The following is a 26,407-nucleotide window of genomic DNA, read 5'->3' as shown; positions in this document are numbered from 1 at the left end:
AGCTGATCAGATCGTAGGTTCTTGATTTAGTTCCATTGAATTACGCAACAAAGCCACGCCCAATACTCAATATCACCTTTGGGTTCACAGCGTAGCATTCGGGTAAAAGCTTCATCGATATCAACCAACTCTTCACGACCCATGTTAACGAATTCAGGTAAGCTTGGTGGCCACGCATCCCCTTCGAGCAAAGCTTAGCTTACCGCTCTACGAACATCAGTTACCGACATCATGGAAATCGCTTGAGTCTAGGTCGATGATCGGTTAAACACTCATTTGTATTTCAAATACAGATATCAGAAAATTTGATGAAGACGATTACTTTCTATCTGTCTCTAACTGCTTAGGATTCCACTTCCCTTCATGAATCGCTGAATTGACGTCTCGTCTTGGCAACCAACCCATGGTTTCAAGCTCGGGTTTATCTTTGAAGTGATCAACGTAGCCGATACATAAATACGCCACGATATCGATGTTTTCTGGGATATCTAAAGCGTCTCGCAGTGTTGAGTCGTGAAGAATGCTCACCCAACCTACCCCAAGGTTTTCGGCTCTTGCCGCGAGCCACAAGTTTTGAACCGCACATACGGTGCTGTACAGATCCATCTCTTGTTTGATGGTTCTGCCTAAAACTACTTTTCCTGTTCGGTTGCGATCGCAAGTCACGCAGATTCCGATAGGCGATTCAACAATACCTTCAAGCTTTAATCGCTTATACATTACCTGCTTTTCATCGGTGAACATTTCCGCTGATTCGGCATGCGCTTGATTAAAACCGGCTTTGATTTGTTGCTTAGTTTCGATATCACGGACAACGACAAAATCCCAAGGCTGCATAAAGCCAACGCTAGGAGCATGGTGCGCAGCGGTTAACACACGCATCAACACATCTTCAGGGATCTCTTCTGGTAGAAACTGACCACGAACATCTCGGCGAGAAAAAATCGTTTTATATACTGCATCGCGTTCATTAGGCGTAATTTTCATACATCCCTGTCTTATCGTCGTCTTATTGAACCAGTATTATCCAACTAAAGTGTCTATGTTACTAGCGGTACACAAGCAACATGGTAGAATGCCGCCATTAATCTTATCCTTGTATAAGATTGTTGAACCTTTCCATCGCTATTTAGCCAAATCATACCGAGAAACTTATGCCATTTTCCAAGCTTGGATTAAGCTCACCTATTGTTAAAGCCGTTGCAAAACAAGGCTACGAAAAGCCAACCTCTATTCAAGAAAAAGCAATTCCGATTGTGCTTTCTGGTAAGAACCTTATTGCGGCAGCACAAACAGGTACAGGTAAAACTGCGAGCTTTGTTCTCCCTATCTTAGAAATGCTAAGCAAAGGTGAAACGCAGCGTAAAAAACGTATCCGCGCAGTTATCCTGACGCCAACGCGTGAGCTGGCAGTTCAGGTTGAACAGAACATCACTAAGTACGCGAAGTTCCTAAACCTAACATCACTAGCGATGTACGGTGGCGTGTCTTACCAACACCAGAAAGATCGTCTTATTGAAGGCGTCGATATTCTTGTGGCAACACCAGGTCGTTTGATCGACATGTACGGACAACGTGCCGTTCACTTTGATGAAGTGGAAGTACTGGTTCTAGATGAAGCTGACCGCATGCTAGACATGGGTTTCATTGAAGACATCAACAAGATCATCGCTCGTCTACCACAAGACATCCAAAACCTACTTTTCTCAGCAACGCTTTCAACGCCAGTGCGTGCGCTAGCGAAAAGTGCAATCAGTGAAGCGGCAGAGATTTCGATTGCCAAGACTGATGCGTCTAAAGCGAACATTGAGCAATGGTTAGTTACCGTAGATAAAGACCGTAAGTCAGCACTACTGAGCCACATGATTACCGAAGGTAACTGGGACCAAGCGCTTATCTTTATCGAAACCAAGCACGGCGCGGCTAAGTTGGTTGCTCAACTTGAGAAACGTGGTATTCAAGCGGAAGCTTTCCACAGTGGACGTAGCCAAGCGATTCGTGAAAAAATCTTGGCTGACTTCAAGAAAGGTCGTCTAAAGTACTTAGTCGCGACGGGTGTTGCTGCTCGTGGTATCGATATCGACAACCTAAGCCGCGTAGTGAACTACGACATGCCTTTCCCAGCAGATGATTATGTTCACCGTATTGGTCGTACAGGCCGTGCTGATGCATCTGGCGAAGCGATCTCTTTCCTATCGAAAGATAACTTCAAAAACCTGTGCATCATTGAAAAGCGTCTGGGTCACTTGATTGAACGTCGCGTTGTTGAAGGTTTCGAACCACGCAAAGAAGTGCCAATCTCAGTATTGAACTTCGTTCCTAAGAAGAAAAGAGAACAGCAACAAGACTAAGTAATTTCAGCGACAGAAAATGCAAAGTTGCATTAACCAAAAGAAAAGTCGCGTTAGCCAAAATGAAAATAAAACGAAGCCCTATGTGGCTTCGTTTTGTTCTTTGAAATACATATAACGTTGAGGCAATAAGATGATCACTCCTATCGCAACGAGATTAACCCGCGGGCAAGACCTAAAGCTTGAGATCCAAAGGTTAGTGACCACACACAACATCTCGGCAGGCTCTATCGCGTCTTGTGTCGGTTGTGTCTCTCAGCTCAATATTCGTTTAGCTAATGCGAACAACACCAAGCTAGTCCAAGCTCCGTTCGAAATTGTGTCTCTTATGGCGACGCTAACCCCGAACCACCAGCATGTTCATATATCCGTTGCTGATGAAAATGGAAATGTGATTGGTGGGCATTTACTGGAAGGAACAATAATCGCAACCACCGCTGAACTGATCGTTCACCGCTACGATACTTTGACCTTCAACAGAGAGCATGACGATTCGACGGGTTACACTGAACTTACTATCAGCAATAGCAAATAACTGATTTACCAATAGTTACACCAAACGCCCCATATAAAGCGATACTACCAAACAGCAATTAGGAAACACGATGGCTTCAAACTCCGCAGATTCCGTTATCGTTCTCGATTTCGAAACCACAGGCTTATCACCCAATATGGGCGACCGAGCGATTGAGATCGGTGCGGTAAAACTCGTTAACGGCGAAGTCGTCGACACCTTCCAACAACTCATGAATCCAGGGTTTCGTGTGAGTGGCTTCATTGAAAGCTACACTGGCATTACTAACCGCATGCTGAACACCGCGGCCAGTTGCAGTGAAGTGATGGATGAGTTTGCAGACTTCATTCAAGACAGCCAACTTGTCGCTCACAATGCCTCATTTGATAAGCGCTTTCTTGATGCGGAATTAGATAATATTGGTCGCGATTACAATGGACAGTTTGCATGCTCAATGTTGATTGCTCGCCGTCTAATCCAAGACGCACCAACTCATAAGCTAGGCGACCTTGTGCGTTTTAAGAATATCGACAACGACGGTACTTTCCACAGAGCGTTAGCCGATTCAGAAATGACAGCAAGATTGTGGTTATTAATGATCGATGAGCTGCAGAGTGACCACGGTATTCAACAACCGAGCTTCCAATTAATGCAGAAAATATCGAAGACAGCCAAAGGTTCGATTCCAAAACTACTGATGAGTAACAGGGGTTAGGTTCCGAAATTCACCTTAAAGTGTGATGAAAGGCTAGCTCGATAATGACCGCTAGCCTTTAAAAAGAACGCTCTACTCTTGCAATGACTCCAACGTTCCTTTGAGGCTTTCTAACTCATTCATAAAATACGCCCACTGCTTGTTACTGCTGGTCGCGGCCATATCTACTAAAAACTTGGCTGATGTTTCCATATTTTGGTTAAGCTGCGGCTCAAGTTCAGCAGGATAATAAGCTTCATTGTTTAAAAGCAACTTCATAATAATTGGCTGAGCAATATGTAGGTCGCTCTTCTTTGCCATCAGCGTCGTTAGCTCTTGATAGGTGTTGTTTTGATATTGTCGCCAACTGCTATTGGTATTTACCCACTCTTTAGACCAAGCCAAAATAATCTGTTTTTGTTCTTTCGATACTGAACCTAACCACCGTTCTGCACGCTCTTCAATTCTGCTTCGGTATCGCTCTCTCGAATCGTCATCGTTCAACGACAACCTTTCTTCATAATAGTCTTGCTGCTTTTCACGAAAGTTCTTTAAAAACTCTCTGTCTTGCTCAGGGCTAAGCTGCATACTCAAGGCGTAAATATCTGGAGCGAACTTATTGACGATTGAGCGAATATGCTCTTTAGTTTGTTCACTTTGACCCACAATAAAAGCGGGGGTCATATCCGACCGATCTACGTTTTGAATCGCTTCTAATTGCGAGATATACAGAGGTAGCTGAGTTTCTTTATGCCATTTCTGCAATATATCTAATCGCTCTTCAAGCTCGGATTCTTGGCTATTTGAGAGGGAGACAAAATCTTCTATATAGCTAACAACAAACCAACCTATATTGTTATAGGCGAACTTGGTCCCGCACCCAGTAAATAGAAAACAGATCACTAAAACTAACCACCGGCACTTTCTCATTCTACCCTCTCACGACATTCAACAAAGCCATAAACCGATTAACTCATCCCTTTAAGGTTAGCCCAGTTCTTATAACGCTAATTCTAGCTCTTATAAAAGTAGCCTTAATAAACAGTGGTCGTAAAAACTTTGAGATAAATTGAGACCCAAACTTGCTAATCTAGCTATTTAGGCAAATGATTAAACTAAAAATAATTAACAGCAGTGATGTAACTTGATTTTTATTACTCATTTGACGTAATACGACCCTTTAAAAGAGTTAGGGGAACGTATTTTCAAATGATTGATATTTGGGAGGGAAGCTATGGCCGCTATTCCTGATCATACAGGCGATTTAGAATATGAGCTTTGTTATTTTGACGATGGATCAATAACCACAATCACGATATTCGTTCACAATCGACAGGAAGCGATGACTTGGTATCTTAGCGAAGGAAAACATATCAACGATCTTTATTCGATAAGACCCGATGAATAATGCTTTGGTATAGAGGACTAGGTCGATAAACCTAAGAGAAGAAACTTAAGTGGCATTTTGTGGAACACCCTTTACTGCAATGCCATTAATTAGCAAAGTCGTTAATTAGACATATCGCAGCAAAGGGATTCAGTCTCGAATTACTTCAGGATTCGGGCGCGGAATTGACGACCCTTCATTTTACCTGATTCGATTTTGTTCAGTGCTTTCTTTGCCACAGATCTTTCTACCGCTACGTAAGCACGCATTGCAAACAGATTGATCTTACCTACTGATTTACCATCAATGCCGCCTTGGCCCGTCAGTGCGCCAAGAATATCACCAGCACGAAGCTTAGCTTTCTTACCGCCATCAATTTGGATGGTAACCATGTTTGAGTAGTACGGCTTAGCAATTGGTTTTGCTGGCAGTTCAGATGGCTCGATTGGCATGTCCATGTACTCATCGATTTGAGCAACACGGTACATCTCTTTTTCGCTAAAGAAGCTGATCGCTACGCCTTTGCTTCCTGCACGGCCAGTACGACCAATGCGGTGTACGTGAACTTCAGGGTCGCGAGACAATTCAAAGTTGAACACAGCATCTAGGTTATCAACATCAAGACCACGAGCCGCAACATCTGTCGCCACAAGAATCGAGATGGTTTTGTTTGAGAACTGAACCAAAGCTTGGTCACGTTCACGCTGTTCCATGTCACCATGAAGTTCGATAACGCTGAAACCACGATGGCTTAGCTCATCGTTTACGTTCTGCACTTCTTTCTTAGTGTTACAGAACACAACCGCAGATTCTGGTTGGTGATGAAGTAACAGCAACTCTAGAGCGTCATCACGAGCTTCAGTACCTTCAACCTTATAAAAGTGTTGCTGGATGCTTGAGTGATCGTGCGTTGATTCAACCTTCACCATTTCAGGGTTATTCATGATGCGGTCTGCAACAGATTTGATCTGTTTAGGGAAAGTCGCACTGAATAGTAGAGTTTGGCGTTCTTTTGGCGCTGCTTCAATCACAGCATCCAAAGCGTCTTGGAAGCCCATTTCTAGCATGCGGTCAGCTTCATCTAACACAAGTGTGTTCAGCTCAGACAGATCAATACGACCTTTCTCTAGGTGGTCAAGGATACGACCAGGTGTGCCCACAAGAATGTGTGCGCCATGCTCTAGTGAACCAATCTGTGGGCCCATTGGCATACCGCCACATAGTGTCAGCACTTTAATGTTGTGAATACCACGAGCAAGAGTACGAATCTCTTTTGCTACTTGGTCTGCAAGCTCACGAGTCGGACATAACACTAAAGACTGAACACGGAAACGCTTAACGCGTAGGTTCTGCAGCACGCCTAAACCGAAAGCAGCTGTTTTACCTGAACCCGTTTTACCCTGACCGATAACGTCCTTGCCATTTAGGATAGTAGGAAGACTTAACGCTTGGATAGGCGTCATTTCAGTATAACCAAGAGAATCTAACGTGTTTAGAAGCTCTGGTTTAAGGGCGATTGAAGAGAATTTTGAAGTGCTCAATGGAAATATCCAACTGGTGAAAAACAGAGTGCATTATGAGTGTTTTTGAAAATTATTCCACCTTAATCACATTTTTGGAGAAACATGTTAGGCGAACACAAAAAAGCCAGCGTTGTTAGCTGGCTTTGACTTCTATACGAATTGCTTTCTATGGCACACCGTGACCTTTAGATGCAACCCATACTCGATACCACTGTTCGCGCGTCAGCTCGATTTTTAGTGCATCAACCGCAGTTTTCACACGCTCAATCTTACCAGAGCCAATAATGGCAATTGGGTTAGACGGTAAACGACGAACCCAAGCGTAAATCACTTGGTCAATGTTGTCTGCACCCACTTCTTGACGAATCGCCTCTAGCTCATCACGAACGCGAACCGCTTGCGCTGAATCGCCACTAAAGATGCTACCACCACCGAGACAAGACCATGCCATCGGGCGAATACGGTTCGTCTGCAGTTGATCTAACGTGCCATCATGAGCCACTTCGAAGTTCAATGGGTTGATTTCAACTTGGTTGGTCACTAGCGGCTTACCGAGTCGAGATTGAAGCAGTTCGAACTGACGCGGTGAAAAGTTAGAAACACCGAAGTGCTTAACTTTACCTACTTTGTGTAGCTCTGCGAACGCTTCTGCTACTTCATCTGCATCCATCAATACGTCTGGGCGGTGAATCAACAATACATCGATATCATTAACACCTAAGCGCTCTAGTGAATTATTTACTGATTGGTAAATATGCTGCGCGCTGGTGTCATAGTGATTGATCTTACGATCAGGAGTGTGGTCACCACATAGGTTGATATCGCACTTGGTGACGATTTGAATATCATCACGAAGGCTTGGTTCAAGCACTAACGCCTCACCAAACAACTTTTCACATTGGTAGTTACCGTAAATATCCGCGTGATCAACAGTTGTGATACCAAGATCAATATGTTGCTTCAGGAAAGTCAGGCGTTGTTGCGGGGTCATGCCCCACTCTGCTGTACGCCAGTATCCTTGCACCAGCTCAGAAAGTTCTGGGCCTTGTGGCGCTACCGTTACTTTTGCAACCATGGGTTGTCTCCTTTATCAATACTGAACGTATCCTAAGCTCGTTTTACCGAAGGCTCAACGTATAACAAATGGCAAAGGTAAACGCTTACTAAAAATGTGAGAGCCACAGAAAAACGAACACTTAAATGAATTATAACTTGCTGTCTGCCCGTGAGCCGTTCTCCTGAAAGGTTTGTTTACTCTGATGAATGACGAAACCATCTATAAATTTGAGCAATTAAAAGCGATTTAGTTCAACCGTTAAGTTGTCACCATCACTATGTAACTGAATCCAAGGGGCTGAAGAACTAGAAGAAGATGAGGAAGAGCTAGGCACATTCCATACACTCATTTGCTCAGAGGAATGATGTGGTGAGTTGATGAATTCTACGAGTTGTTTATCTACCTTGTCGTAACCAACTCCCTCACGTTTCGCTTGTTCGAGTTGAGCGAGGACATCAAAATCATCCTCTCCAATGCGAATTGAACTGAGAGCAAAGCCATCTTGACGAAGATATGCCTGAAGCTTTGTGTACCTTAGGTTCGAATATGGCAGATTAAGGCGAACCACTTCGACGCTTGAGTCACCCAACTCCAGTTCAACATAAACATCCAAATCGTAATATTGGGTTAAGTCACTGCACAACAGAGTGCCTTCAACTTCGCCACAATCCATAAGATCGATATCGTTAATATAGTTTTGAGAACTCGGTTGAGTTGGGTTGCTATTGAATACCGTCCGTAACCACCAGCTTTCACTCGCCTGCGCAGAAAATGAAAGGGTATTCAGAGTCAATAACAAAGGTAGGATTAAGCTAGGAAGAGTTCTCATTATTTGTGCTTATTTCACGCGGTATGGAGCGTGCATTATACGTGACCAATCAACAAACAACTGCTCGATTTACATCTATAAAACTAAAAATATTGCTCAACGATAAGATTAACAAACTTGATACTAAGAAGAGTTGCACTCTGTTATATCTGTCGTCACACAATACACCCCATGAATGTGTCATAATGTTGAAATTAATGAATAATTCACAAGGAACGTCCATGACTGCAACGAACTATCTCAACCAATTGAACCAAAAGTATCTTGCGACTCATAAAGCGAAAGAAGACTTCTTTTGGGATACTTATATGGGGATCAGTGACGACCATGATGGCTCGACACTCGCGCAGACCCAATGGACTGAATTTCTTAGCTCTGCCGAGCAAATTGCTGCTATCGAAACGCAGCTAGCTACTATCGAAGAAATTCAAGACCCTCAAGAAAAAGAGAGCACGCTAACAGGCTTAAATGGTTGGTTAGCGACCTTTAGATCTCACGCTATTGAGTCTGAGCAGTCACAGAAGCTTAAGGCCGAACTCATAAAGTTTGAGGCTGAACTGTTTGAGAAAAAACAGAATCATGTAATGACTTACGTGAATGAAGCGGGCGACGACACTGAAGGGTCGTTACCGGTTCTAGGTTCAACAATAAGAACCAATAGTAATGAAAAAGTTAGGCTTTCAGCTCACCAAACACTACTAGGTTTAGAGCAGTGGCTGCTGGCTAACGGCTTCATTGAACTCATCAAAAAACGCAACCAGTTTGCTCAATCGCTGGGTTTCAAAACCTTTTTTGACTATTCCGTCGTTAAAACCGAGCAGATGACAACTGAGCAACTGTTTACAATTCTGGATGACTTTGAAGTTCGCACGCGAGATAACCATCAACAAAGCCTAGAGAGCTTAACTCAGAAAAAAGGTCAGAGCGCTCTAGAAGCCCATAATTTCACCTACTCTTTTGCAGGTGACGTCATGAATGACTTAGACCCTTATGTTCCATTTTCAAAGTCACTAAGGCGTTGGGTTGAGTCTTTTGGTCGTCTTAATATCGAATACTCACAAGCAGCATTGAAATTAGATTTGCTTGATCGTAAAGGAAAGTATCCAAACGGTTTCTGTCATGGGCCAGTTCCTTCTTTCTACGATCAAGATACTTGGGTAGCTGCACAGGTCAACTTCACGAGCAACGCCAAGCCCGACCAAATCGGCAGCGGTTATGATGGTATCAATACGCTGTTTCACGAGGGCGGCCACGCTGCACATTTCGCTAATGTTAAAATGAATGCGCCTTGTTTCTCTCAAGAATTTGCACCAACATCGATGGCTTATGCCGAAACTCAATCCATGTTCTGTGACAGCTTATTGAATGACGCCGATTGGCTAAAACAATATGCCCTGGATTCAGAAGGCCAAGCAGTACCTGATGAGCTAATCAAAGCCATCATAGATAACAAACAACCGTTCAGAGCCTACCAAGAACGAAGCATTCTTGTTGTTCCCTATTTCGAACGAGCACTTTACGAATTGGCGGATGAAGATCTGACACCTGAAAAGATCACTGCTCTTGCTCGTAGCAGTGAGAAAACGATTCTTGGATTGGCTTGTAGCCCTCGCCCATTAATGGCGATCCCTCATCTATTGTCGGATGAAGCCTCTTGCGCATATCAGGGTTACTTATTAGCTCATATGGCCGTGTATCAAACTCGTGCATATTTCACCGATAAGTTTGGTTACTTAACGGATAACCCGGAGATCGGCCCTTTGTTAGCTAAGCACTATTGGCACCAAGGAAATAGCGTGAATCATAATGGGACAATCGAAAGCCTGACTGGGGAAGGTTTTAATGCCAAGTACCTCGCTGACGAGTGCAACTTATCGCCAGAAGAAGCTTGGGCTATTGAAGATCAAAAAATCAAACAGCTGTCGACAAGAGAGCGAGCACCAGTCGCTGATTTGAATGCGAAGATATCGATCGTCGATGGAGCAACTGAATTAGCGAATAACGACAAATCAAATTCTCAAATGTGTGATGAGTTTGAACACTTTATCGTTGGGCAATACGGCCGATAGCGGGTGCTGAGCATCTGTAAGCAAGGTTGAACCAAAAAACTCAAACGAAAAAAAGGACGATATTTAATCGTCCTTTTTATTTACAGCATCGACCCTACACAGTGACACAATTTAAACGAGATTGAACATCAAAAATAATGTCGACAGAATCAAGGCTTCTTAGTGATTTCCTATGAATACCACATATCTGCCCTGTCAAAACAATATAAAACTTTTCTGTTTTGAGTAAATTCCAAGCTTCATCAAGAGATTCAGCATAAACCTTGTTCTTGAGATCTTGCGGGCGAGTACCTGCAACTCTTCCATGTTTACGCGCCAATTCAAATAATCCATTTCGATTCGGTTTACATGTAAACAGAGTGTCATTTCCGTAAATAACACCCTTGGCAGTAATGCTCTTAACCATTACATTCTCCAGATTATCATTCCACTCATAACACTGAGTGCCAAACCACATATCGGTTGGATACTTAAACGGCAAAACGAAGAGAACATGGTGTAACGACCGGGCATGCGACACACCATAGCAATCAGATTTAAAGTTCTTAAGCTCTCAAAGCTATTAAGCTATTAAGCTATTAAGCTATTAAGCTATTAAGCCATTAAGAGCTTAGAAGTAGTAGTAAGCTGCTGCGAATACGTGTGTTTCTTCGTCGTACTGTGCGCTAGTTGAACCCATGCGTGCACCATCAATATCTTGTTTGATATCAATACCCATGTCAGCGTTGTCTGCAATACGGTACATTGCCGCGATGTTGATGTAAGAAGCATCTACGTCCGCTTGGCCATCAAGTTCATTGCTGTTAGAGGCGTAACCAGCTGCAATTGTTAGGTCTTCAGAAACCGCGTAACCACCTGAAACGTAGTAACCCGTGTCTTTCTCAGAATCTGCGTCATCAATCCAAGAGTTCATACCTAGTGTTAGGTCACCAATTTTTACGTTACCAGTTACCGTGTAAACTTCGTAATTAGCTTCGTAATCACGGTTTTCGTAACCTGCGTATAGGTTGAATACTTCTTGCTCTAGACCGATGTAGCCGTTCACACCTTTGTCGAACTTATCATTGTTACGAGAATCTTTCGTTTCGAAGTAAGAGATACCGTAAGCGATACCGCTTGTTGCACCCTGGAACTTAACAACATTGAAGCCGTCAGAAGCATCACCAGCAGAAGCGCCAAACTCGTAAGTGTTATCACCAGCACCGTCAACTTTATCTAGTGCTGTATCATTTTCCCAACCGAATGAAGCGATACCGAAACCAGTGTCAAAACCAAGCCAAGCTTTGTCTACATCAGCAGCAGGGCCAGTATCGATGCCATTTGTCCACTTGTAGTTAACTGAATCATTCGCTGAAACGTTATTGTCTGTTGTGTAGTTCACCATCAAGTCTGTTTCGAAGTAACCAACAATACGGTTGTTACGGTAGTTTACTGCAAGTGTTAGGCCTGTAGCCCAGTCATCGTAGAATGCTTTAGAACCAGTGTCGTAGTAACCGCCAACACCCATAGCACCAGATACTGAGAATTGATCTTTATGCATTGAATCAAATGCGAACATGTCTTCATTCTGGCTGTTTTGGCTGCTTGTATTTACCGCGAAAGCTGAACTTGAAATGCTTGCAATCGCAAGTGCTACTAATGTCTTTTTCATAATAACCACTACCTATATATTGATTCGGCCTTGTTAGTCCGGCCTTTTGGAGTAGCGCTATTGTTCAAAAATTTGTGTTGTGGATATACCGTAAAACTACTGGAATTTTATCGTTGCGATGAATTTAATTACATAATGATATGTTGATATTACTTTTATATTGAGAAGCGCAACCCAATCGTAAACCCAATATCAGTGCTGTTATCCATATTGCGAATATTCTCTGTCATCAAGGCTTCTAAACTAAACCTATTGAATCGGTACCTATAACCGAGCACCACTTCATTAGACGGCTCTGAAAAATCTGGTTCATCCGTTGCCCACCCTTGATAATTTAAAGACTCAACTAACAAACTGTGCCGAGCATTAAACATATACTCATACCCTAATGCCCAACTTGCGCTGAACCCCTCTAAACTAACTAAGTAGTCATCACCGTTACGGTGAACCAAACCTACCGTTGAAAAAAAGTTATGCCTTAAGGTGATAAAGCTGTAGTTAAGTTGGACGCCTTGTTCGAAGCTAGTTCTGGCAAACCGGCCACTTTTTACGTTGTTGTAAAATAAAGAGCCACCAGCAGAGAGCGACATCGGCCCTCTAGAATGCAACAGAAGCTCATTGTAAAAAGTCAGCGCATTGGTTAAATCATCCCCCTCAAAATCAGACACATGAACCCCTGCATGATTAAAATCCATGGTGAACTGATCTTCAGCCACTTCATCACGGCCATTTTGTCCAATACCAAACAGATCGTGAAAACCCATCACAAAACTGTCTAAACCATTATCTTTTGCAGTCACAACTCGATAATCCAGCTCGGTTTTCCAAATTGGAGATGCTTGCCACTCAATCGCAATATTTGACTGGTTTTGATAATAGTCGAGCGAATACGCACTCGTGTGTGCCCATATACTGGCTTGGGTATAAGAGGACTTGAACTCAATAGTCCCCACCCTTTTGGGCTGAGCAGAACGAAGTTGTGTTGAAAGCACATTTGAATGAATAGGTGACTGCGCATAGACAAACATTGGGGATGCGTTCGCGCTTGCAGTAGGATGAAAAAAAGTCAGTATCGAGACTGAAATACTCAGTAACGCCCTTAAACTTATCACAGTGTTTACTCGGTTGTATAAATGCCCGATTTTATTAAAAAACACCGTTCAATTAATGCAGTAGATCTACCGCTTATCATCCTAACATTTAGATTAAAGAGTTATAAAAAAACGAAAATTAGAACCTCTCGAAAATGTAAACATCTTATCTTGCACTGTGCTTTACGAACGCATAGTCTTCGGTATATTAACCTGATGAATATATTGATAGAGGAAAGGTATGTCGGCTACTAACCTAAATTTTGAACAATTGTTGATGAAGCAATCGACGACTCTCATCAATAGCGATCCTCAGTGTTTTCAAGCTACTTGGTCAGAAGCGAGCTTTGACGTACTCGATTGGTTTGGGATGGATCGTTTAACACTCTACCCTAACTCAATGGTCTTACTGGAAGACGGAAAGACTTGTTCAGTATCGAAAGCGAACATACCCCCGGTCAATAAACAGAATCTCATTGGTGGCAACTATCTTGATTATTTAAAGCTGCTAAAGACCAAAAAAACTTATCTCGCGTTTTCGAAAGACGACCTCGAGAACACTCAGAATTACGTATTAAAGCAGTTATACAAAGAAGGGGGGCGATGGCACTGCATCATTCCTTTGCAACTCTTTAACCAACGCTGGGGAGCACTGTCTTTTACTAACTTTCACGACAACGATACCACTTTCGATCTCGAAGACATCCAGCGCTTAAAATTAGTCTGTGAGCTTTGGCTCTGTTATTGGCAGCACTCAACACTAGCCAGAACATTAAAGCAAAATGAGAATCGGCTAGAAGATGACAGTGACAAATTACTCTTACTCACCAAGAAGCAGACCAAAGTGTTGGCCCTTATTGCTCAAGGCCTAAGTGCAAAAGAGTGTGCGGAACAGCTCCATCTAAGCTCTCGAACTATAGAATCGCATAAGTACAGAATGCTTGGATTACTCGATTTGAACAACCACAATGACCTTCTTCAGTTCGCGTTGCGTAATGGGTTAGGTATTACAGAAAACCTGCACACAACGCGTTAAAGCAATCTGTTGACCCTGTAAATCATTCTGTGTTCGATGACCTTCAGCTCTTTATATCTCAAGGTTCTGTATTTCTTGAGTTTAAGGACACTGGTTACTCGTTACCTTCACTCAGAGCAAATTTAATTTCATCCGACGAAAAGCCTTTTCGACTTAGCATAGCGTAAGCTTTTGAGCGCTCTTTGTGATCGTTGAGGTCATAAGATTTCTTTTGTAGTTGTTCTAAACACGAAGAGTAAAAATCCAGTTGCTCTTCGTTAATTAACCGATCGACTAACGATGACAGTTCGCTCGTGTCTATTTGTCGCTGTCTAAGCTCTTGCTGAATAGCAGTCAAGCCTTTGCCTTTACGAGCATACTTAAGCACTTCTTTTTCCAAATCGGCTTTCTCTGCCTTAATTTGAATATTGCTCTTCAGTTCATGCGCTTGTGGGTGCTGGTCAATCGCTACCTTAACTTGTTGATAGCTAAAACCACGCTTTTGCAGCGTCGCAACCAGCTTTTCACGGCTCATGGTAAAGCTTGTGTAGTAATGGTTGATTCTGTCTATCAAGATAGTTTGTTCATCAATAGGCTTTTCGAAAGACACCTTATGGATAGCATCAGAAATCACTGAATCCATCAGGCCTTTCTTTTTCAATTTTTCAACAATATACCGAGAACCAAATTCACCTGAGAACGCTTGTTCTACGAATTGTTCAGCAAACACTTGGTCAGACTTGAGATACCCAAAGCCCTTCAAAGTATTCAACGTTTCATCGATCCATTCTTGATTGTCGGTTTTCACTTTCAGCTTCGCTACCAACTCACTTTCCGTCATATCCCTCTGAGTTAAATGCCACATCGCAGAGTTCATAACACTTTCAATTCGCGTCGCTTTTCTTACCGTTGTATTTCTACTATTCGTTTTTTGCTGTGAATCATTCATTCGCTTTCAACTGTCCAAACTAAGCCTACCTCATCATAACTTAATTCTAAGGCGGTTGAGTGACATAAAAGAATGAAGATCAACATAAGCGGCAGCCAATAAAAATGGACGCTTATTCAGCGTCCATTTGATATCACATTAAGTAGAAATCGACCTTAAGCCGTACTTAGTTTTTTTGGATTAGCTCTCTTCGTGATTGTAAACATGTACATCACGTTGAGGGAATGGAATCGTGATGCCCTCTTCATCGAAGCATTTCTTCACGGTTTCCGTCACATCCCAATACACTTCCCAGTAGTCATCTGTCTTAACCCAAGGTCTTACAACAAAATCAACTGAAGACGTATTCAAGGTGTGAAGCTTGATCATATGCTCTGGTTTTTTCAACACTAGAGGGTGAGCAAGAATGATGTCGTTCAATACCGATTTTGCTTTATCGATATCATCTGAGTAACCGATACCAAAAACCATATCAACACGTCTCACACGCTCTGCTGTGATGTTGTTGATCACGTCACCCCAGATCTTGTTGTTTGGGATCACCAAGCGTTGGTTATCGATGGTTTGAACGGTTGTCGATACTAAGCTCATGTCTTTTACAGTGCCTTGAACACCAGCGACTTTGACCATGTCGCCAACATCGTACGGACGGTAGATCAAGATCATCAAGCCCGATGCAAAGTTAGACAGCGTATCTTGCAATGCAAAACCAATGATGACACCCGCAACACCGAAACCCGTTAATAGTGGTGCTAGCTCAATCCCTATTTGAGACAGGGCGATCAGCAAACCAACAAACACGACCGCTTTAGATGCAATTGATACAAAGAAGTCCTGCATCAATACACTGAAGTCCATTTTAGAGTGCGAAACACTCTTACGAACGGTTTTACGAGCCACATTAGCAATAAGGCGAGTTACATACAAAATACCGAGGAAAAGCGCGAGTTTAACGATAAATGAAGGGGTATTTTCAAAAGCCCATGAACTGAATGAACGAAGCCAACCATCCAACAACTCCAGTGCAACATCAACATCCAATACATCAGCGTTAATGTCGCCGGTGGTCGCTAATAGAATACGCTTGTACGAGGTGACATCCACACCAAATGGCACCATCATGGAGATACTTTTCTCTAAGCTGGCAACCATAACGCTGGTTCGTTCTCTGAAACGTATTAATTCAGTTTTTATCGTCGCCTTTTCTTCTTCACTCACAAAAGACAAACGGCGCTCTAAATCTTGACGCTGCGTGTCTGTGTAGAGAATCGCATTTGTCAGATATTGCGAACGAGAAACTAGTGCGGTTTTTAACTGACTTTCCGCAGCCGATACATCAACGCCTCGATCTTTTGACCAACTTAAGGTCTTAGAAAGTTGCTGATAGTAGTCATCCATCATTCCGATACGTTTTTGAATCAACAATTCAAGACGCTTTTTTGCATCCCCTTCAGCCGAACGGTTGTCTTTGCTCATAGAGACAATTTTAACTTCGTTCAATGACAGTAAATGCTGTAAAAGCTCTACTTGCTGGGCAAGAACAGCGTCTAAGCCTTGCTTCTTATCAGATGATAATTGGGAGGATATCTCTTTGCGTAGTGCTTGGTTCTTTCTTCGCAATATGTCTTCTAGAAACGGCTTTTCAGCATCGTGCGCTGTTTCTAATGTGGCTAGGTCCAGCATTAGCTGGTCTTGTACTTCTGCTATTTTATCGACGCTTTGCGCAAAACTTCCAAATGCGACAAACGCCAACATTAACAATAGACAACGCCAAACCTTCATCATACTAATTCCTATTATTGTCTAAATTGACCCTATAAATAGTAGTAAAAAGAAGATGGATAACAAGCATTTAAACGTATGTTGTGTTAAAACTTTGCAAATTATCAGCCTGTATCTAATATTTGAGAGTTCCAATCCCCTCTTATGACCTGTAGAGTACGCAACCAACAAAGAACAACAGCCAATATCGTCATTTAGGTGCATGTACTAAATCGCCTTAAATCCTATGTTGGCTCACAGCAAAAGAGCATAAAAATGAACAACGAACTTGATGTTATTGAGTCTCTAGAAGAGCTAGAGCAATTCCTAATTTCAGTAGAAGCAGGGGGCTTAGGTCTTGAAGACGTTGAAGGCGTAGGTATGGCCACCAATAATTCTGATGGTCGTCATTTCGTTGCAGTATTCAACAGCAGTCACAAGGTTTTACTCGCTCGCTGGATCACTAAAGAAATCTTTGAAAATGGTAAAGACCTTGTGCGCAACGGTCCTCGCCGTTCTCACTAAATCTTTCCAATAGCACCAATGGTTAAAGCCCAATATGTCCATCTGCGATCTGTTGGGCTTTTTTGTATCTCCTCATGATGAATAGAGCATTCTATACAGGATAAATTAGCGATAACTTCCAGTTGTTGTGAACTTTATCTAGAACTCAATGTCGTATTCGCGTGAGTTGTTGTTTATGCATCGTGTATCTACGGTATATCGCGTTTATGCATCGTTTCACTTTAACAATTTCATGACTTGTGACTCGAAGAGATCTTATTTAAGCTAACCACAATTCAACAAGCTCGCTTGAGCGACTAACGACTAACGACTAACTGATTCGACTACTGACTGATTTGCTGAATACACCATTACTTTTCTTATCTCAACAGAACCGCCGACAAAAGCATTCGCTTTGGGCGCTGTTCCTTACCGGACTGGTTATCGTAACCTGTCTGGCGAGTACGCTTTCTACAAACAAAGTAACTTCTTCAGCTTCCTTAATTGGACAATCAATACTTGTCGGCGCAGAAACCAGCCCCCCACAAGCAATCGTCGCATCTTTCGATAAAATGTCTGAGCTCTATGCCAGCGTTTTTGGTTTAGAAGCTTCTAAAACTCTGTCAGCGCCAAACTCTAGCGCGTGCAGCCTAAGCTCCAAAATGCTCACATTCGCGACACCTAAAACAGGTTGGCTGATTCCTTTTATCCTGTTTATTGCTGTTGCGTACAGCCTATCACCGCACATATCGAGATTGTCTAGAGATAACCATCGCTCTTCTCGACCTACAAAACACCGCTTACATCTAAAGCACTGTATATTTAGAGAGTAAATAACCGGGCTACTACACCCTTTTATTTATTTTTTGGAGATACATTTGTGTACAACACACTACTAACTAAGTTTGTCGATTCGTTGGCATTCTGCATGCGTACATGCGCGAAAACGCTAGTCACTGCCCTTTTGGTTATGACGTCATTTACTGCTTTGGCACAGACGACGGGCTGGCTCAGCGTGCCTGAACATCCACCAGTCAAGATGCGAATGATGTCGACGGGTGAACAATCGGACGACGGCTCTAAGATCCAAACCGTGCTCGATGTCGTGCTCGACGGCGACTGGAAGACCTATTGGCGCAGCCCAGGCGAAGGTGGCATTCCGCCAAGCTGGGACTGGTCTGGTTCAACAAACATAGAGTCGGTAGAGTGGCATTGGCCGATCCCTAAGTACTACGAACAACTCGACGTGATGACGTTAGGCTACAAAAAACACGTCAGCTTTCCCGTTACGTTGACACTGAAAGACAACACGAAGCCAGCACTGTTCAAGGCGTCGTTCACCTTTCCGTCGTGCACCAATATCTGTGTGTTAACCGATTACGACATCGAATTGCCGATTGATCCGCAAACATTAGAGCTCGATGAAGAAGCGATGTTCTTGTTCAATCAAGGCATGAGCCAATCTCCACGAGAAGCTAACCGCACTTCAGTAAACGGCCTGTTCTGGGATAAAAGTAAGCAACAACTGGTGACTCAGCTAACAAGTAAGGAAGGCTGGGATAAACCGATGGTATTGATTGATGGGCAAGAAGTGCTTGATGACTTCTTCTCTCCACCAACCGTCCACATCACAGACAATACAATGACCGCGGTATTTGATGTGAGCAACTGGATAGGTGAAGTCGACTTAACGGACCGTACCGTGAGTGTCACCGTTTCAGACACTAATTTCGCCGAAGAGATGACGGCCCAAGTTGGCTCAGAACCGATCGCTTACCAAACAAGCAACAACGGCTTTTTGGCGATGATAGGCTTCGCTTTAATTGGTGGTTTGATCCTCAACATCATGCCATGTGTGTTGCCAGTATTAGGAATGAAATTAAACAGCATCATTCAAAACCAAGGTGCATCTAATCGTCATATCCGACTCTCATTCTTAGCTTCTGCTTCAGGTGTCATTACATCATTTGCGTTGTTAGCCCTAGGTATGACCGCTCTAAAAATGGGGGGTAATGCGATTGGTTGGGGAATCCAATTCCAAAATGTTTGGTTCATCGGATTCATGCTGATCATCACTTTGCTGTTCTCAATTAACCTGCTTGGGTTATTCGAATTCAGACTACCATCAGGTTTAAACACTTGGATGGCAACCAAAGGCGATGACTCACATTCAGGCCACTTTGTTCAAGGCATGTTTGCGACGCTGTTAGCTACGCCGTGTAGCGCGCCATTCCTAGGCACTGCGGTTGCTTATGCACTTGGAGCAAGTTACCAAGAGTTATGGGCTATCTTCATCGCGCTTGGTATCGGTATGAGTGCGCCTTGGTTGATCTTTGCGCTATTCCCAAGCCTAACCAAATTGCTTCCAAAGCCTGGGGCATGGATGTTCAAAGTTAAGCTGGTATTCGGCTTAATGATGTTCATCACCAGTCTGTGGTTAACAAGCCTGCTGAGCCCATTCGTTGGCAAGTTCCCAACCATCTTGTTGTCACTGTTTATCGTCGTTTCAGTGTTAATTTGGATTGGCATGAAATTAGGACGCAAGGTACTGATTCCTATCATGGCAACCACAACCTTGGTATTTGGTGCTGCATTGATCGTCGGTAGTGTTACTGCTGATAACTGGGCAACGCCAATTTTCGATAACCTTGATTGGCAGAAACTGGATGCGAAACAAATCCCTCAGTTGGTCGAGCAAGGAAAAACAGTCTTTGTCGACGTGACTGCTGAATGGTGTATCACCTGTAAAGCCAACAAAATTAGCGTCATTCTTCAAGATCCTGTCTACAGCCACCTACAACAAGAAGACATTGTTTTGATGAAAGGCGATTGGACAACACCAAGTGAAAGTGTCACTCAATACTTACAAAGTAATGGGCGATTTGGTGTGCCATTTAACATCGTCTACGGTCCGAGCTATAAAAGCGGTATTCCACTGCCTGTCATTCTCAACAGTGACACTGTCGTTCAAGCCATCGACGCTGCGAGATAATTGATGAAGACGCCCAACAACGAACAAAAGCCAAGCCGTCTTAAGAAGTGGGGAAAGGAACTCGTTTCAATGATACTGATCGTTGGCGTGGTTTCGTTTGCCATGGATTTTTACCACAGCAGAAGCATGCCTCAAGGAGACGCGATTCCAATCGTGGGTCAGTCGATCCAAGGGGAAGATATTGATGTTATCGAGCTAAGCAAAAACGGTAAGCCCGTTATTGTCTATTTTTGGGCGACTTGGTGTAGCGCGTGCAAATTGGTGAGCCCGACGGTTAATAGCTTCAGCGACTCCCATCAAGTAGTTTCTGTCGCACTTTCATCTGGCCCTGACGAACGTGTTCAGCGCTTCTTAGACGCCAAAGAGTATGACTTCCCTATTATCAATGATCTCTCTGGATCGATCAGCAGAAGTTGGGGAGTCAATGTCACGCCAAGTATTGTCATCATCAAAGATGGAAAGATCAGCAGCATCGCAACCGGCGTTACTTCCCCTATCGGCCTGTGGTTAAGAACCTACTTTGCATAACTCGCTCACTAAGAAAAACAGAGCAGAGCAAATGAACCGATTAAAGCCAATTTAACAAACAATAATACCGTGAGCGCGACCCAAAACGTGCTCACGATTATCAAGAATTAGAGAAAAACAACATGAAAAAACATCTGATTAGCACACTTATTTTAGGCTCACTAATGAGCACAAGTGCCTTCGCAGAGTTAAGCACAGAACAAACCCAGCAACTCGAAGAAATTAACCAGTTCCTGAAGGAGAATCCTTCTACTATTTCACGATTGCATACCAGTTTAGAGCAGTATGTCGCAGGCCAAGCGCAAGCAAAGAAAGATCAAGCTGAGAGTCACGACTGGTTATATAACAATGACGCTCACCCAATCACGGGCAACCCGAATGGCAAATCAGTAATCGTTAACTTTACTGACTACAACTGCCCTTACTGTAAGCGCTTGGAAAAAGGCTTGGTTCAATTAGCCTCTGAAAACAGCGACATTAAAGTGATCAACGTGTACTTGTCATTTAAGCAGCAACAAGTAGATGGCCTTGATACCAATGCGGCTCTATACGCGATGAAAGTATGGAAAGATAACCCAGCAGCCTTCCCTGAAGTCAACAGACTGCTGATGGCAAAAAGTGGTATTCACTCGAAAAGCTCACTAGAAGCCGTTGCCAAGAAGACGGGAACAGAGGCGGAACTAAAAACAACTCAAGAACAAAACCAGGTTCTAACCACTAACCACCAAACCTTCAGTGCACTCGGCTTAACGGGCACTCCAACCATGATGATGAACGGAGATGTTTTACCAGGATATGTGCCTTACGACCGACTTAAAGATATCGTGGATGACGCTTTGTAATCGTGCGTAGATAGAGATAAAGACTCGAAAGAGAAGTGAATAAAAGCCGACTCGCGCAACCCACAGTCGGCTTTTTCATTGTTTGAATAAAGTAGATATTTCATTTACCTTAAATTTAAAGGTGAGTTGAATCCTAAAAACGACCAAAGTTAAAACGCGTACATTCTTTTGTCCGTCGATAGTTCAAAACAGTACTCTGCGTGCTTTCTAAGGCATTCAAACACTTCTCGATCCAACTTATAACTATCAACTTGTTCCGTTAATATCGCTAGAGTTTCTTCCAGTGTCATACCTTTACGATAGGGGCGAGACTGGGTTAATGCTTGGAATACATCGACTACAGCAACAATTCTACTGGGTTGATCTAAATCTTCAGCCGTTTTACCCATCGGATAGCCTGAACCATCTAACCTTTCATGGTGATCGGAAGCCCACTGACACACCTGAGGCGAACTAAATAGCTCCTGCAGCGCGAATCGAGTATCTGTCGCATGGCGTTTAATACAACAGTATTCTTCGTCAGTGAGCAAATCTGGCTTATGAAGAATGTCACCAGGGGTTTGCAGTTTGCCAATATCGTGAACTAAACCAGCTAAATAGAGCTTTCTCTGCGTTGTGCGTGAATAACCAAGTTGTTTAGCTAGATATTCAGAAAGTTGCCCTACCTTCAACGAGTGCTTGAAAGTGAACGAGCTTTTCGTATCAACGACATTAGCAATAAACTCGGCAAAGGCGACTGTCTCATCCAGCGACATTTGCTGAGAGAAAAAGGGCACAGGTTCAAAGTTATCTCTCATATTCTCGATGTAAGGGGTCTCCATCGAGAACCAAAAATCATCCAGATCGACCAACTCACACATGTGCTGTACAAGATTGGTTTCGAACATCTCATCCGCTTGCTCAGTCAAACGTCCAATAATGCTCGCTTTACCGTCTGGGGTTAGGTTCCCATAACGATCAGAAGCTGTTATGCCATATAGATAGTCAACTCTGTCAGCAAGCATCACAACTGCAGCCAGTTCCTTTTCTAATTCACTGATATTCATAGTCTTTAGATCTAACCAAGGGGTATGATGATAAAGAACTGGCTTAGCAAATATAGAAAGAACAGGGCACTCCTTTAAAATTTGGTAGCCCTTTTGACAATGGTAATAAGTCGAGTCGGGAACAAACCCCGAATTCAGTCGACGTTGCTCGTCTATTTGCGACACTCCGCAGTCGTGAATTAGCCCTAACGAAAATGCGAGCTGTGCCTGCTCCTCTTCCCACCCCACGCTCAGAGCACATCGATACGCGATGTAACCCACCCTCTGTCCATGGTTTTTGCTTTCAAAACCGACGTTATCAAGCGCCTTAGCAATACCAAATAGAGCCTTTCTTAGGTCTACGGTTACCTCTTGGCAATGTTGAATCATTACTTAAGCCTAGTATTTTTATAGTTTTTATATATTTAGGCTGCTAATACTAATACATGACTAACGATCATACCCGCAATTATTATAAGGCTTAATGTGTTTCGTGATAGATCTAGCGTATCACGAATAATTCGTGCCACAAGTGGTTGCATATTCAAAATTGTGTGACATTATAACCTGCCGACCAAAAGACACTTAAATCATCAGCCAAAAGAAAAGGGAAAACATGTTTAAAACAGTTATCGATGAAGAGTTATCCATCGCTCTGGTTGAAGAGAACTTCGCATTTCATTACGCGGAAATTTCACAAAACCAAAATGAGTATCTTAGCCAATGGTTAGCATGGCCACCGCACTGCAAAACAGAGCAGGACTTTAGGATCTTCATCCAGCGCTCGCTACATGATTACGCGGAAGGCAAAAGCATGACATGTGCGATTGTGTACAAAGACAATATCGTCGGTAACTGTAGCTTTAACACCATTGACCACAGCAAACAGAAAGTCACGATAGGCTATTGGTTGTCTGAGACTTACCAAGGTAACGGGATCGTTACACGCGTAGTTGAGAAGCTCATTGATATTGCTTTCAATGAGTTAGATATGGAAAAGGTGGAGATATCAGCTGCAACTGGCAACCAGAGTAGTCGCAAGGTTTGTGAGCGCTTACATTTCACATTAGAAGGTATCATAACTCGTAACGAGAACTTAAATGGCCGTATCATAGATCATGCTATTTATGGCCTTCATCGTTTAAGCGCCAACAATATCTAAGCTTGATTTTCTACTTGGTAAATTTTGCCAATTGATAGTGAATGATAATTGGTAATTAGTAAGTTAATTAAATTAGTAAGCCACGATATTAAACCGTGGCTTTCATTTTTAAGAGTCTAATTGGTCTCTTACTAAAATCATTTACGTGATCTTTGGGATTAAGATACAGAACTTAGCACCACCGCGATTGCTATCGCAGATCCGAATGTCCCAAGAAAGCTTTTTAGCCGCTGAAATCGCGATCGCTAGACCTAACCCTAACCCACCAGTTGCTGATGCTCTGCTAGAATCTAAGCGAGAAAACGGAAGGAATACTTCTTCACGCCTGTCCTCCGGTATCCCAGAGCCATTGTCTTCAATCAGAACCAGCCAATTTTCTGAGTTCTCGTCCAGAGTTACCCAGACTTTGTCTTGTGTGTAATTCCCAGCGTTCTTAATCACGTTATCAAAAACCAAACGCGCCATCGAGCAATCACACTTAATTTTGCACTCTAGCTTTACTTTGGACTCAAAAATAACATTGTCTAACTCCGAGTAACGGATTCTATCTAAACAATACTCGCGAAGGTCAGCTTTCACTTTAACAAGCTCGAAGAAAGAATTATCCATGACATTCAACTTCGACAGCATGATAATTTCTGACGTGAGGTCGTTGATATCCCCGATGTAGGTATCAATATCATCGAAAAAAACCTGATGATGCTCTGGAGCTTCCCGCCTTAAGAGATCCGTCGCCAATTGAATACGGCTTAGCGGTGTACGGACTTCATGTGGAATCGCTTGAGCAAATATATGACTTTGTTTTACTTTGCTCTCAATCTCCTCAGCCATGAAGTTAAAACTTTTGGCTAGCTCAGACACTGGGTGTATATCATCTACGTCAGAGCGAGTACTCAGCTTCCCCTTACCAAACTGCTTCTGTTTCTCAACAAGTAACTCTATTCTTTCTTGAAAACGCCTAACAGGTAAGTAAACACTTGCGCCAATAGCGAAGATAACGGCCAACAAAAGCCCGATAAGAAAGTTTCTTTCTGAATCTTCATACCACTCAATTTCAGGTGAGAAGAAATCGCCTACCTCACTGAACGCAAAGCTAAACCTAGAATTTGGTAGCTGAAATACTGCCGAATAGAGATTATTTTCACTTAGGTATACCGGTACACCATTCAAGGTGGTAAATAACTCGCATCGTTGACACGGAGCCTCTCCCGACCAATTCTCCAACAGGCGTAAATTGAAAATATAAAATTGCTGGTAGCCTGTTCTGTCGAGTTCTTTATATAGCGAGTTTTCTCGGTTGTGTTGACGAACATACTGCTCAGAAAAGTAGATGCCATCATTAAGGAATATTTCGATCTGGGTACGCCGCATGTGCCCTTCACCAAGGTTCCAAAACAAAAATATCGTTGCCGACATCCCTGCCACAATTCCAAGGTACAAACGAGTAAACATAGAAACAGATCGAAGTTTCACCGCGATAGACTTATACAACCAGCATATACCCCTTGTTACGAACCGTACGGATCAACTGCTTATCTTTTGCATGCATACGCAGCTTCCGGCGCAACCCTGAAACGCGCATATCAATAGAGCGGTCGTTAAAGGCATAATCAATACCTCTAAATAGCTGGCAACATTGATCTCGAGTAACGACCTGACAAATGTTATTAACAAGAAGATTTAGAATTTCAAACTCGGCAGAGGTGAGCTTTAGGTTCTGTCCATACAGAGTGGCACTTTGAGCTGTACTGTTGATCACAATTTCACCTGGGGTTTCAGCGGTCGTGTCAGGCTCAGCAACAACAGGGGCTGCGCGACGCAATAGTGCTTCAATTCGTGCCAATAATGCATGACCACGAATAGGTTTTGCTACGTAGTCATCCGCGCCAAACTTAAACAAACTAACCTCACTCATTTCATCAGCAGAGGCAGTCAATACTAAGATAATCCCATTATAAAATTCGCGAGCCTGTCGGCAAATCTGTGCGCCGCTCATTCCTGGAAGCATCAAGTCCAACAGAACGAGATCGGGTTCAATACTGCGGATCGCTTCAATGGCCAAATCCCCTTCATGGACAACGCTAACATTGTAGCCTTCAGCTTCGAGGTAAAGCGTAGTTAAACGCGCTATCGCCTGGTCATCTTCGACAATCAGCACTTTGGTTTTCGACATTTCTATCACCAGCATTTATTAAAAGCGAGGGCAGTATATACTGTTCATATATCATCAATATTGTTATTGAAGTCACTAACTTACCGTACGCAAAACATATTAATCACTTTTGTACATACACGTTTACAAACCATCGTTCAGCAACAAAATCGCTCATTTATTGATTAATTTCCCGTCAAAAACGGAAAATCTAAACGCTTAAATGCTTACGTTTGCTTACCTTCTTACGCACACTTACATTAAAAGAATTTACAAAACTCATTCAAATAAACTTGCTAAACATTAATAAC

At 42.9% G+C, this 26,407-nt stretch carries 26 protein-coding genes; 12 read left to right on the top strand and 14 right to left on the bottom strand.

Annotated features, from left to right (window positions below; genetic code table 11):
• Positions 1 to 26: 26 nt before the first annotated feature.
• Together AB6E08_RS10045 and bluB are read right to left on the bottom strand one after the other, a co-directional pair.
• Positions 27 to 191, bottom strand: coding sequence for a hypothetical protein (locus AB6E08_RS10045; protein WP_372159868.1), 165 nt, complete (start codon positions 189 to 191; stop codon positions 27 to 29).
• A 127-nt stretch (positions 192 to 318) separates the two neighbouring features.
• Positions 319 to 987 carry a 5,6-dimethylbenzimidazole synthase gene (gene bluB / locus AB6E08_RS10040; protein ID WP_372063686.1) on the bottom strand — a complete coding sequence of 223 codons (669 nt, stop codon included), beginning with the start codon at positions 985 to 987 and terminating at the stop codon, positions 319 to 321.
• Positions 988 to 1,154: 167 nt separating this feature from the next.
• On the opposite strand from bluB, the gene AB6E08_RS10035 reads away from it, so the two are divergent.
• The 3 genes from AB6E08_RS10035 to AB6E08_RS10025 all read left to right on the top strand — a co-directional run bounded on the left by AB6E08_RS10035 (position 1,155) and on the right by AB6E08_RS10025 (position 3,580).
• Positions 1,155 to 2,351 carry a DEAD/DEAH box helicase gene (locus tag AB6E08_RS10035; RefSeq protein ID WP_372063684.1) on the top strand — a complete coding sequence of 399 codons (1,197 nt, stop codon included), beginning with the start codon at positions 1,155 to 1,157 and terminating at the stop codon, positions 2,349 to 2,351.
• 133 nt (positions 2,352 to 2,484) lie between these two features.
• The gene (locus AB6E08_RS10030; protein WP_050650891.1) at positions 2,485 to 2,886 is read left to right on the top strand and encodes a PPC domain-containing DNA-binding protein; all 402 of its coding nucleotides are present in this window, start codon (positions 2,485 to 2,487) and stop codon (positions 2,884 to 2,886) included.
• A gap of 70 nt (positions 2,887 to 2,956) precedes the next feature.
• On the top strand, positions 2,957 to 3,580 hold the full coding sequence (locus AB6E08_RS10025; protein WP_372063682.1) for a PolC-type DNA polymerase III: 624 nt from the start codon (positions 2,957 to 2,959) through the stop codon (positions 3,578 to 3,580).
• 72 nt (positions 3,581 to 3,652) lie between these two features.
• On the opposite strand, the gene AB6E08_RS10020 is transcribed toward AB6E08_RS10025, so the two are convergent.
• A complete protein-coding gene (locus AB6E08_RS10020; RefSeq protein ID WP_372063680.1) occupies positions 3,653 to 4,489 on the bottom strand; it encodes a DUF6279 family lipoprotein in 837 nt (278 codons plus the stop codon).
• Between the two features lie 304 nt (positions 4,490 to 4,793).
• On the opposite strand from AB6E08_RS10020, the gene AB6E08_RS10015 reads away from it, so the two are divergent.
• A complete protein-coding gene (locus tag AB6E08_RS10015; RefSeq protein WP_372063678.1) occupies positions 4,794 to 4,967 on the top strand; it encodes an RNA helicase in 174 nt (57 codons plus the stop codon).
• 140 nt (positions 4,968 to 5,107) lie between these two features.
• Here the strand turns inward: AB6E08_RS10015 and dbpA are convergent, their stop codons facing one another.
• The 3 genes from dbpA to AB6E08_RS10000 form a co-directional block, all read right to left on the bottom strand.
• Positions 5,108 to 6,487, bottom strand: coding sequence for an ATP-dependent RNA helicase DbpA (gene dbpA / locus AB6E08_RS10010; RefSeq protein WP_372063676.1), 1,380 nt, complete (start codon positions 6,485 to 6,487; stop codon positions 5,108 to 5,110).
• 148 nt (positions 6,488 to 6,635) lie between these two features.
• Entirely contained in the window at positions 6,636 to 7,544 is a 909-nt protein-coding gene (locus AB6E08_RS10005) for an aldo/keto reductase family oxidoreductase (protein WP_372063674.1), read from the bottom strand.
• Positions 7,545 to 7,761: 217 nt separating this feature from the next.
• The gene (locus AB6E08_RS10000) at positions 7,762 to 8,355 is read right to left on the bottom strand and encodes a hypothetical protein (protein ID WP_017102462.1); all 594 of its coding nucleotides are present in this window, start codon (positions 8,353 to 8,355) and stop codon (positions 7,762 to 7,764) included.
• 221 nt (positions 8,356 to 8,576) lie between these two features.
• Here AB6E08_RS10000 and AB6E08_RS09995 point away from each other — a divergent pair, with 221 nt between their 5' ends.
• Positions 8,577 to 10,424 (top strand): M3 family metallopeptidase, encoded by a 1,848-nt coding sequence (locus tag AB6E08_RS09995; protein WP_372063672.1) that lies wholly within the window; start codon positions 8,577 to 8,579, stop codon positions 10,422 to 10,424.
• Positions 10,425 to 10,518: 94 nt separating this feature from the next.
• Here AB6E08_RS09995 and AB6E08_RS09990 read toward each other — a convergent pair whose 3' ends face one another.
• The 3 genes from AB6E08_RS09990 to AB6E08_RS09980 form a co-directional block, all read right to left on the bottom strand.
• On the bottom strand, positions 10,519 to 10,830 hold the full coding sequence (locus tag AB6E08_RS09990; RefSeq protein ID WP_029222827.1) for a hypothetical protein: 312 nt from the start codon (positions 10,828 to 10,830) through the stop codon (positions 10,519 to 10,521).
• 204 nt (positions 10,831 to 11,034) lie between these two features.
• A complete protein-coding gene (locus AB6E08_RS09985) occupies positions 11,035 to 12,075 on the bottom strand; it encodes a hypothetical protein (RefSeq protein WP_009844765.1) in 1,041 nt (346 codons plus the stop codon).
• A gap of 155 nt (positions 12,076 to 12,230) precedes the next feature.
• Complete coding sequence (locus AB6E08_RS09980; protein WP_371703128.1) at positions 12,231 to 13,103, bottom strand: DUF3187 family protein; 873 nt, start codon at positions 13,101 to 13,103, stop codon at positions 12,231 to 12,233.
• Positions 13,104 to 13,407: 304 nt separating this feature from the next.
• On the opposite strand from AB6E08_RS09980, the gene AB6E08_RS09975 reads away from it, so the two are divergent.
• Positions 13,408 to 14,202 carry a response regulator transcription factor gene (locus tag AB6E08_RS09975; protein WP_017099777.1) on the top strand — a complete coding sequence of 265 codons (795 nt, stop codon included), beginning with the start codon at positions 13,408 to 13,410 and terminating at the stop codon, positions 14,200 to 14,202.
• Positions 14,203 to 14,296: 94 nt separating this feature from the next.
• On the opposite strand, the gene AB6E08_RS09970 is transcribed toward AB6E08_RS09975, so the two are convergent.
• Both AB6E08_RS09970 and AB6E08_RS09965 read right to left on the bottom strand, forming a co-directional pair.
• On the bottom strand, positions 14,297 to 15,130 hold the full coding sequence (locus AB6E08_RS09970) for a RecX family transcriptional regulator (protein ID WP_372063669.1): 834 nt from the start codon (positions 15,128 to 15,130) through the stop codon (positions 14,297 to 14,299).
• Between the two features lie 180 nt (positions 15,131 to 15,310).
• Positions 15,311 to 16,915: a mechanosensitive ion channel family protein gene (locus tag AB6E08_RS09965; RefSeq protein WP_372063667.1), complete on the bottom strand. Its 1,605-nt coding sequence runs from the start codon at positions 16,913 to 16,915 to the stop codon at positions 15,311 to 15,313.
• A 252-nt stretch (positions 16,916 to 17,167) separates the two neighbouring features.
• Between AB6E08_RS09965 and AB6E08_RS09960 the strand changes: the two genes are divergently transcribed.
• From AB6E08_RS09960 to AB6E08_RS09940, 5 genes are all read left to right on the top strand, one after another.
• Positions 17,168 to 17,416: a hypothetical protein gene (locus tag AB6E08_RS09960; protein WP_009844760.1), complete on the top strand. Its 249-nt coding sequence runs from the start codon at positions 17,168 to 17,170 to the stop codon at positions 17,414 to 17,416.
• A 335-nt stretch (positions 17,417 to 17,751) separates the two neighbouring features.
• Complete coding sequence (locus AB6E08_RS09955; protein ID WP_372063665.1) at positions 17,752 to 18,228, top strand: hypothetical protein; 477 nt, start codon at positions 17,752 to 17,754, stop codon at positions 18,226 to 18,228.
• Positions 18,229 to 18,323: 95 nt separating this feature from the next.
• On the top strand, positions 18,324 to 20,387 hold the full coding sequence (locus AB6E08_RS09950; RefSeq protein WP_372063689.1) for a protein-disulfide reductase DsbD family protein: 2,064 nt from the start codon (positions 18,324 to 18,326) through the stop codon (positions 20,385 to 20,387).
• Between the two features lie 3 nt (positions 20,388 to 20,390).
• Positions 20,391 to 20,915: a protein disulfide oxidoreductase gene (locus tag AB6E08_RS09945; RefSeq protein ID WP_029225344.1), complete on the top strand. Its 525-nt coding sequence runs from the start codon at positions 20,391 to 20,393 to the stop codon at positions 20,913 to 20,915.
• Between the two features lie 122 nt (positions 20,916 to 21,037).
• The gene (locus AB6E08_RS09940) at positions 21,038 to 21,757 is read left to right on the top strand and encodes a DsbA family protein (protein WP_372063663.1); all 720 of its coding nucleotides are present in this window, start codon (positions 21,038 to 21,040) and stop codon (positions 21,755 to 21,757) included.
• 149 nt (positions 21,758 to 21,906) lie between these two features.
• Here AB6E08_RS09940 and AB6E08_RS09935 read toward each other — a convergent pair whose 3' ends face one another.
• On the bottom strand, positions 21,907 to 23,172 hold the full coding sequence (locus AB6E08_RS09935) for an HD-GYP domain-containing protein (RefSeq protein ID WP_017099770.1): 1,266 nt from the start codon (positions 23,170 to 23,172) through the stop codon (positions 21,907 to 21,909).
• A 226-nt stretch (positions 23,173 to 23,398) separates the two neighbouring features.
• On the opposite strand from AB6E08_RS09935, the gene AB6E08_RS09930 reads away from it, so the two are divergent.
• Complete coding sequence (locus AB6E08_RS09930) at positions 23,399 to 23,944, top strand: GNAT family N-acetyltransferase (protein ID WP_017099769.1); 546 nt, start codon at positions 23,399 to 23,401, stop codon at positions 23,942 to 23,944.
• A 141-nt stretch (positions 23,945 to 24,085) separates the two neighbouring features.
• Here the strand turns inward: AB6E08_RS09930 and AB6E08_RS09925 are convergent, their stop codons facing one another.
• Both AB6E08_RS09925 and AB6E08_RS09920 read right to left on the bottom strand, forming a co-directional pair.
• Complete coding sequence (locus AB6E08_RS09925; protein ID WP_017099768.1) at positions 24,086 to 25,435, bottom strand: HAMP domain-containing sensor histidine kinase; 1,350 nt, start codon at positions 25,433 to 25,435, stop codon at positions 24,086 to 24,088.
• Positions 25,428 to 26,117: a response regulator transcription factor gene (locus AB6E08_RS09920; protein WP_029222829.1), complete on the bottom strand. Its 690-nt coding sequence runs from the start codon at positions 26,115 to 26,117 to the stop codon at positions 25,428 to 25,430. Before AB6E08_RS09920 ends, AB6E08_RS09925 begins: the two co-directional genes overlap by 8 nt.
• Positions 26,118 to 26,407 lie beyond the last annotated feature (290 nt).

This window comes from Vibrio sp. 10N.247.310.24 (assembly GCF_041467175.1).
GTDB lineage: Bacteria > Pseudomonadota > Gammaproteobacteria > Enterobacterales > Vibrionaceae > Vibrio > Vibrio tasmaniensis_A.
This window is presented reverse-complemented; position numbering and strand designations above follow the sequence as displayed.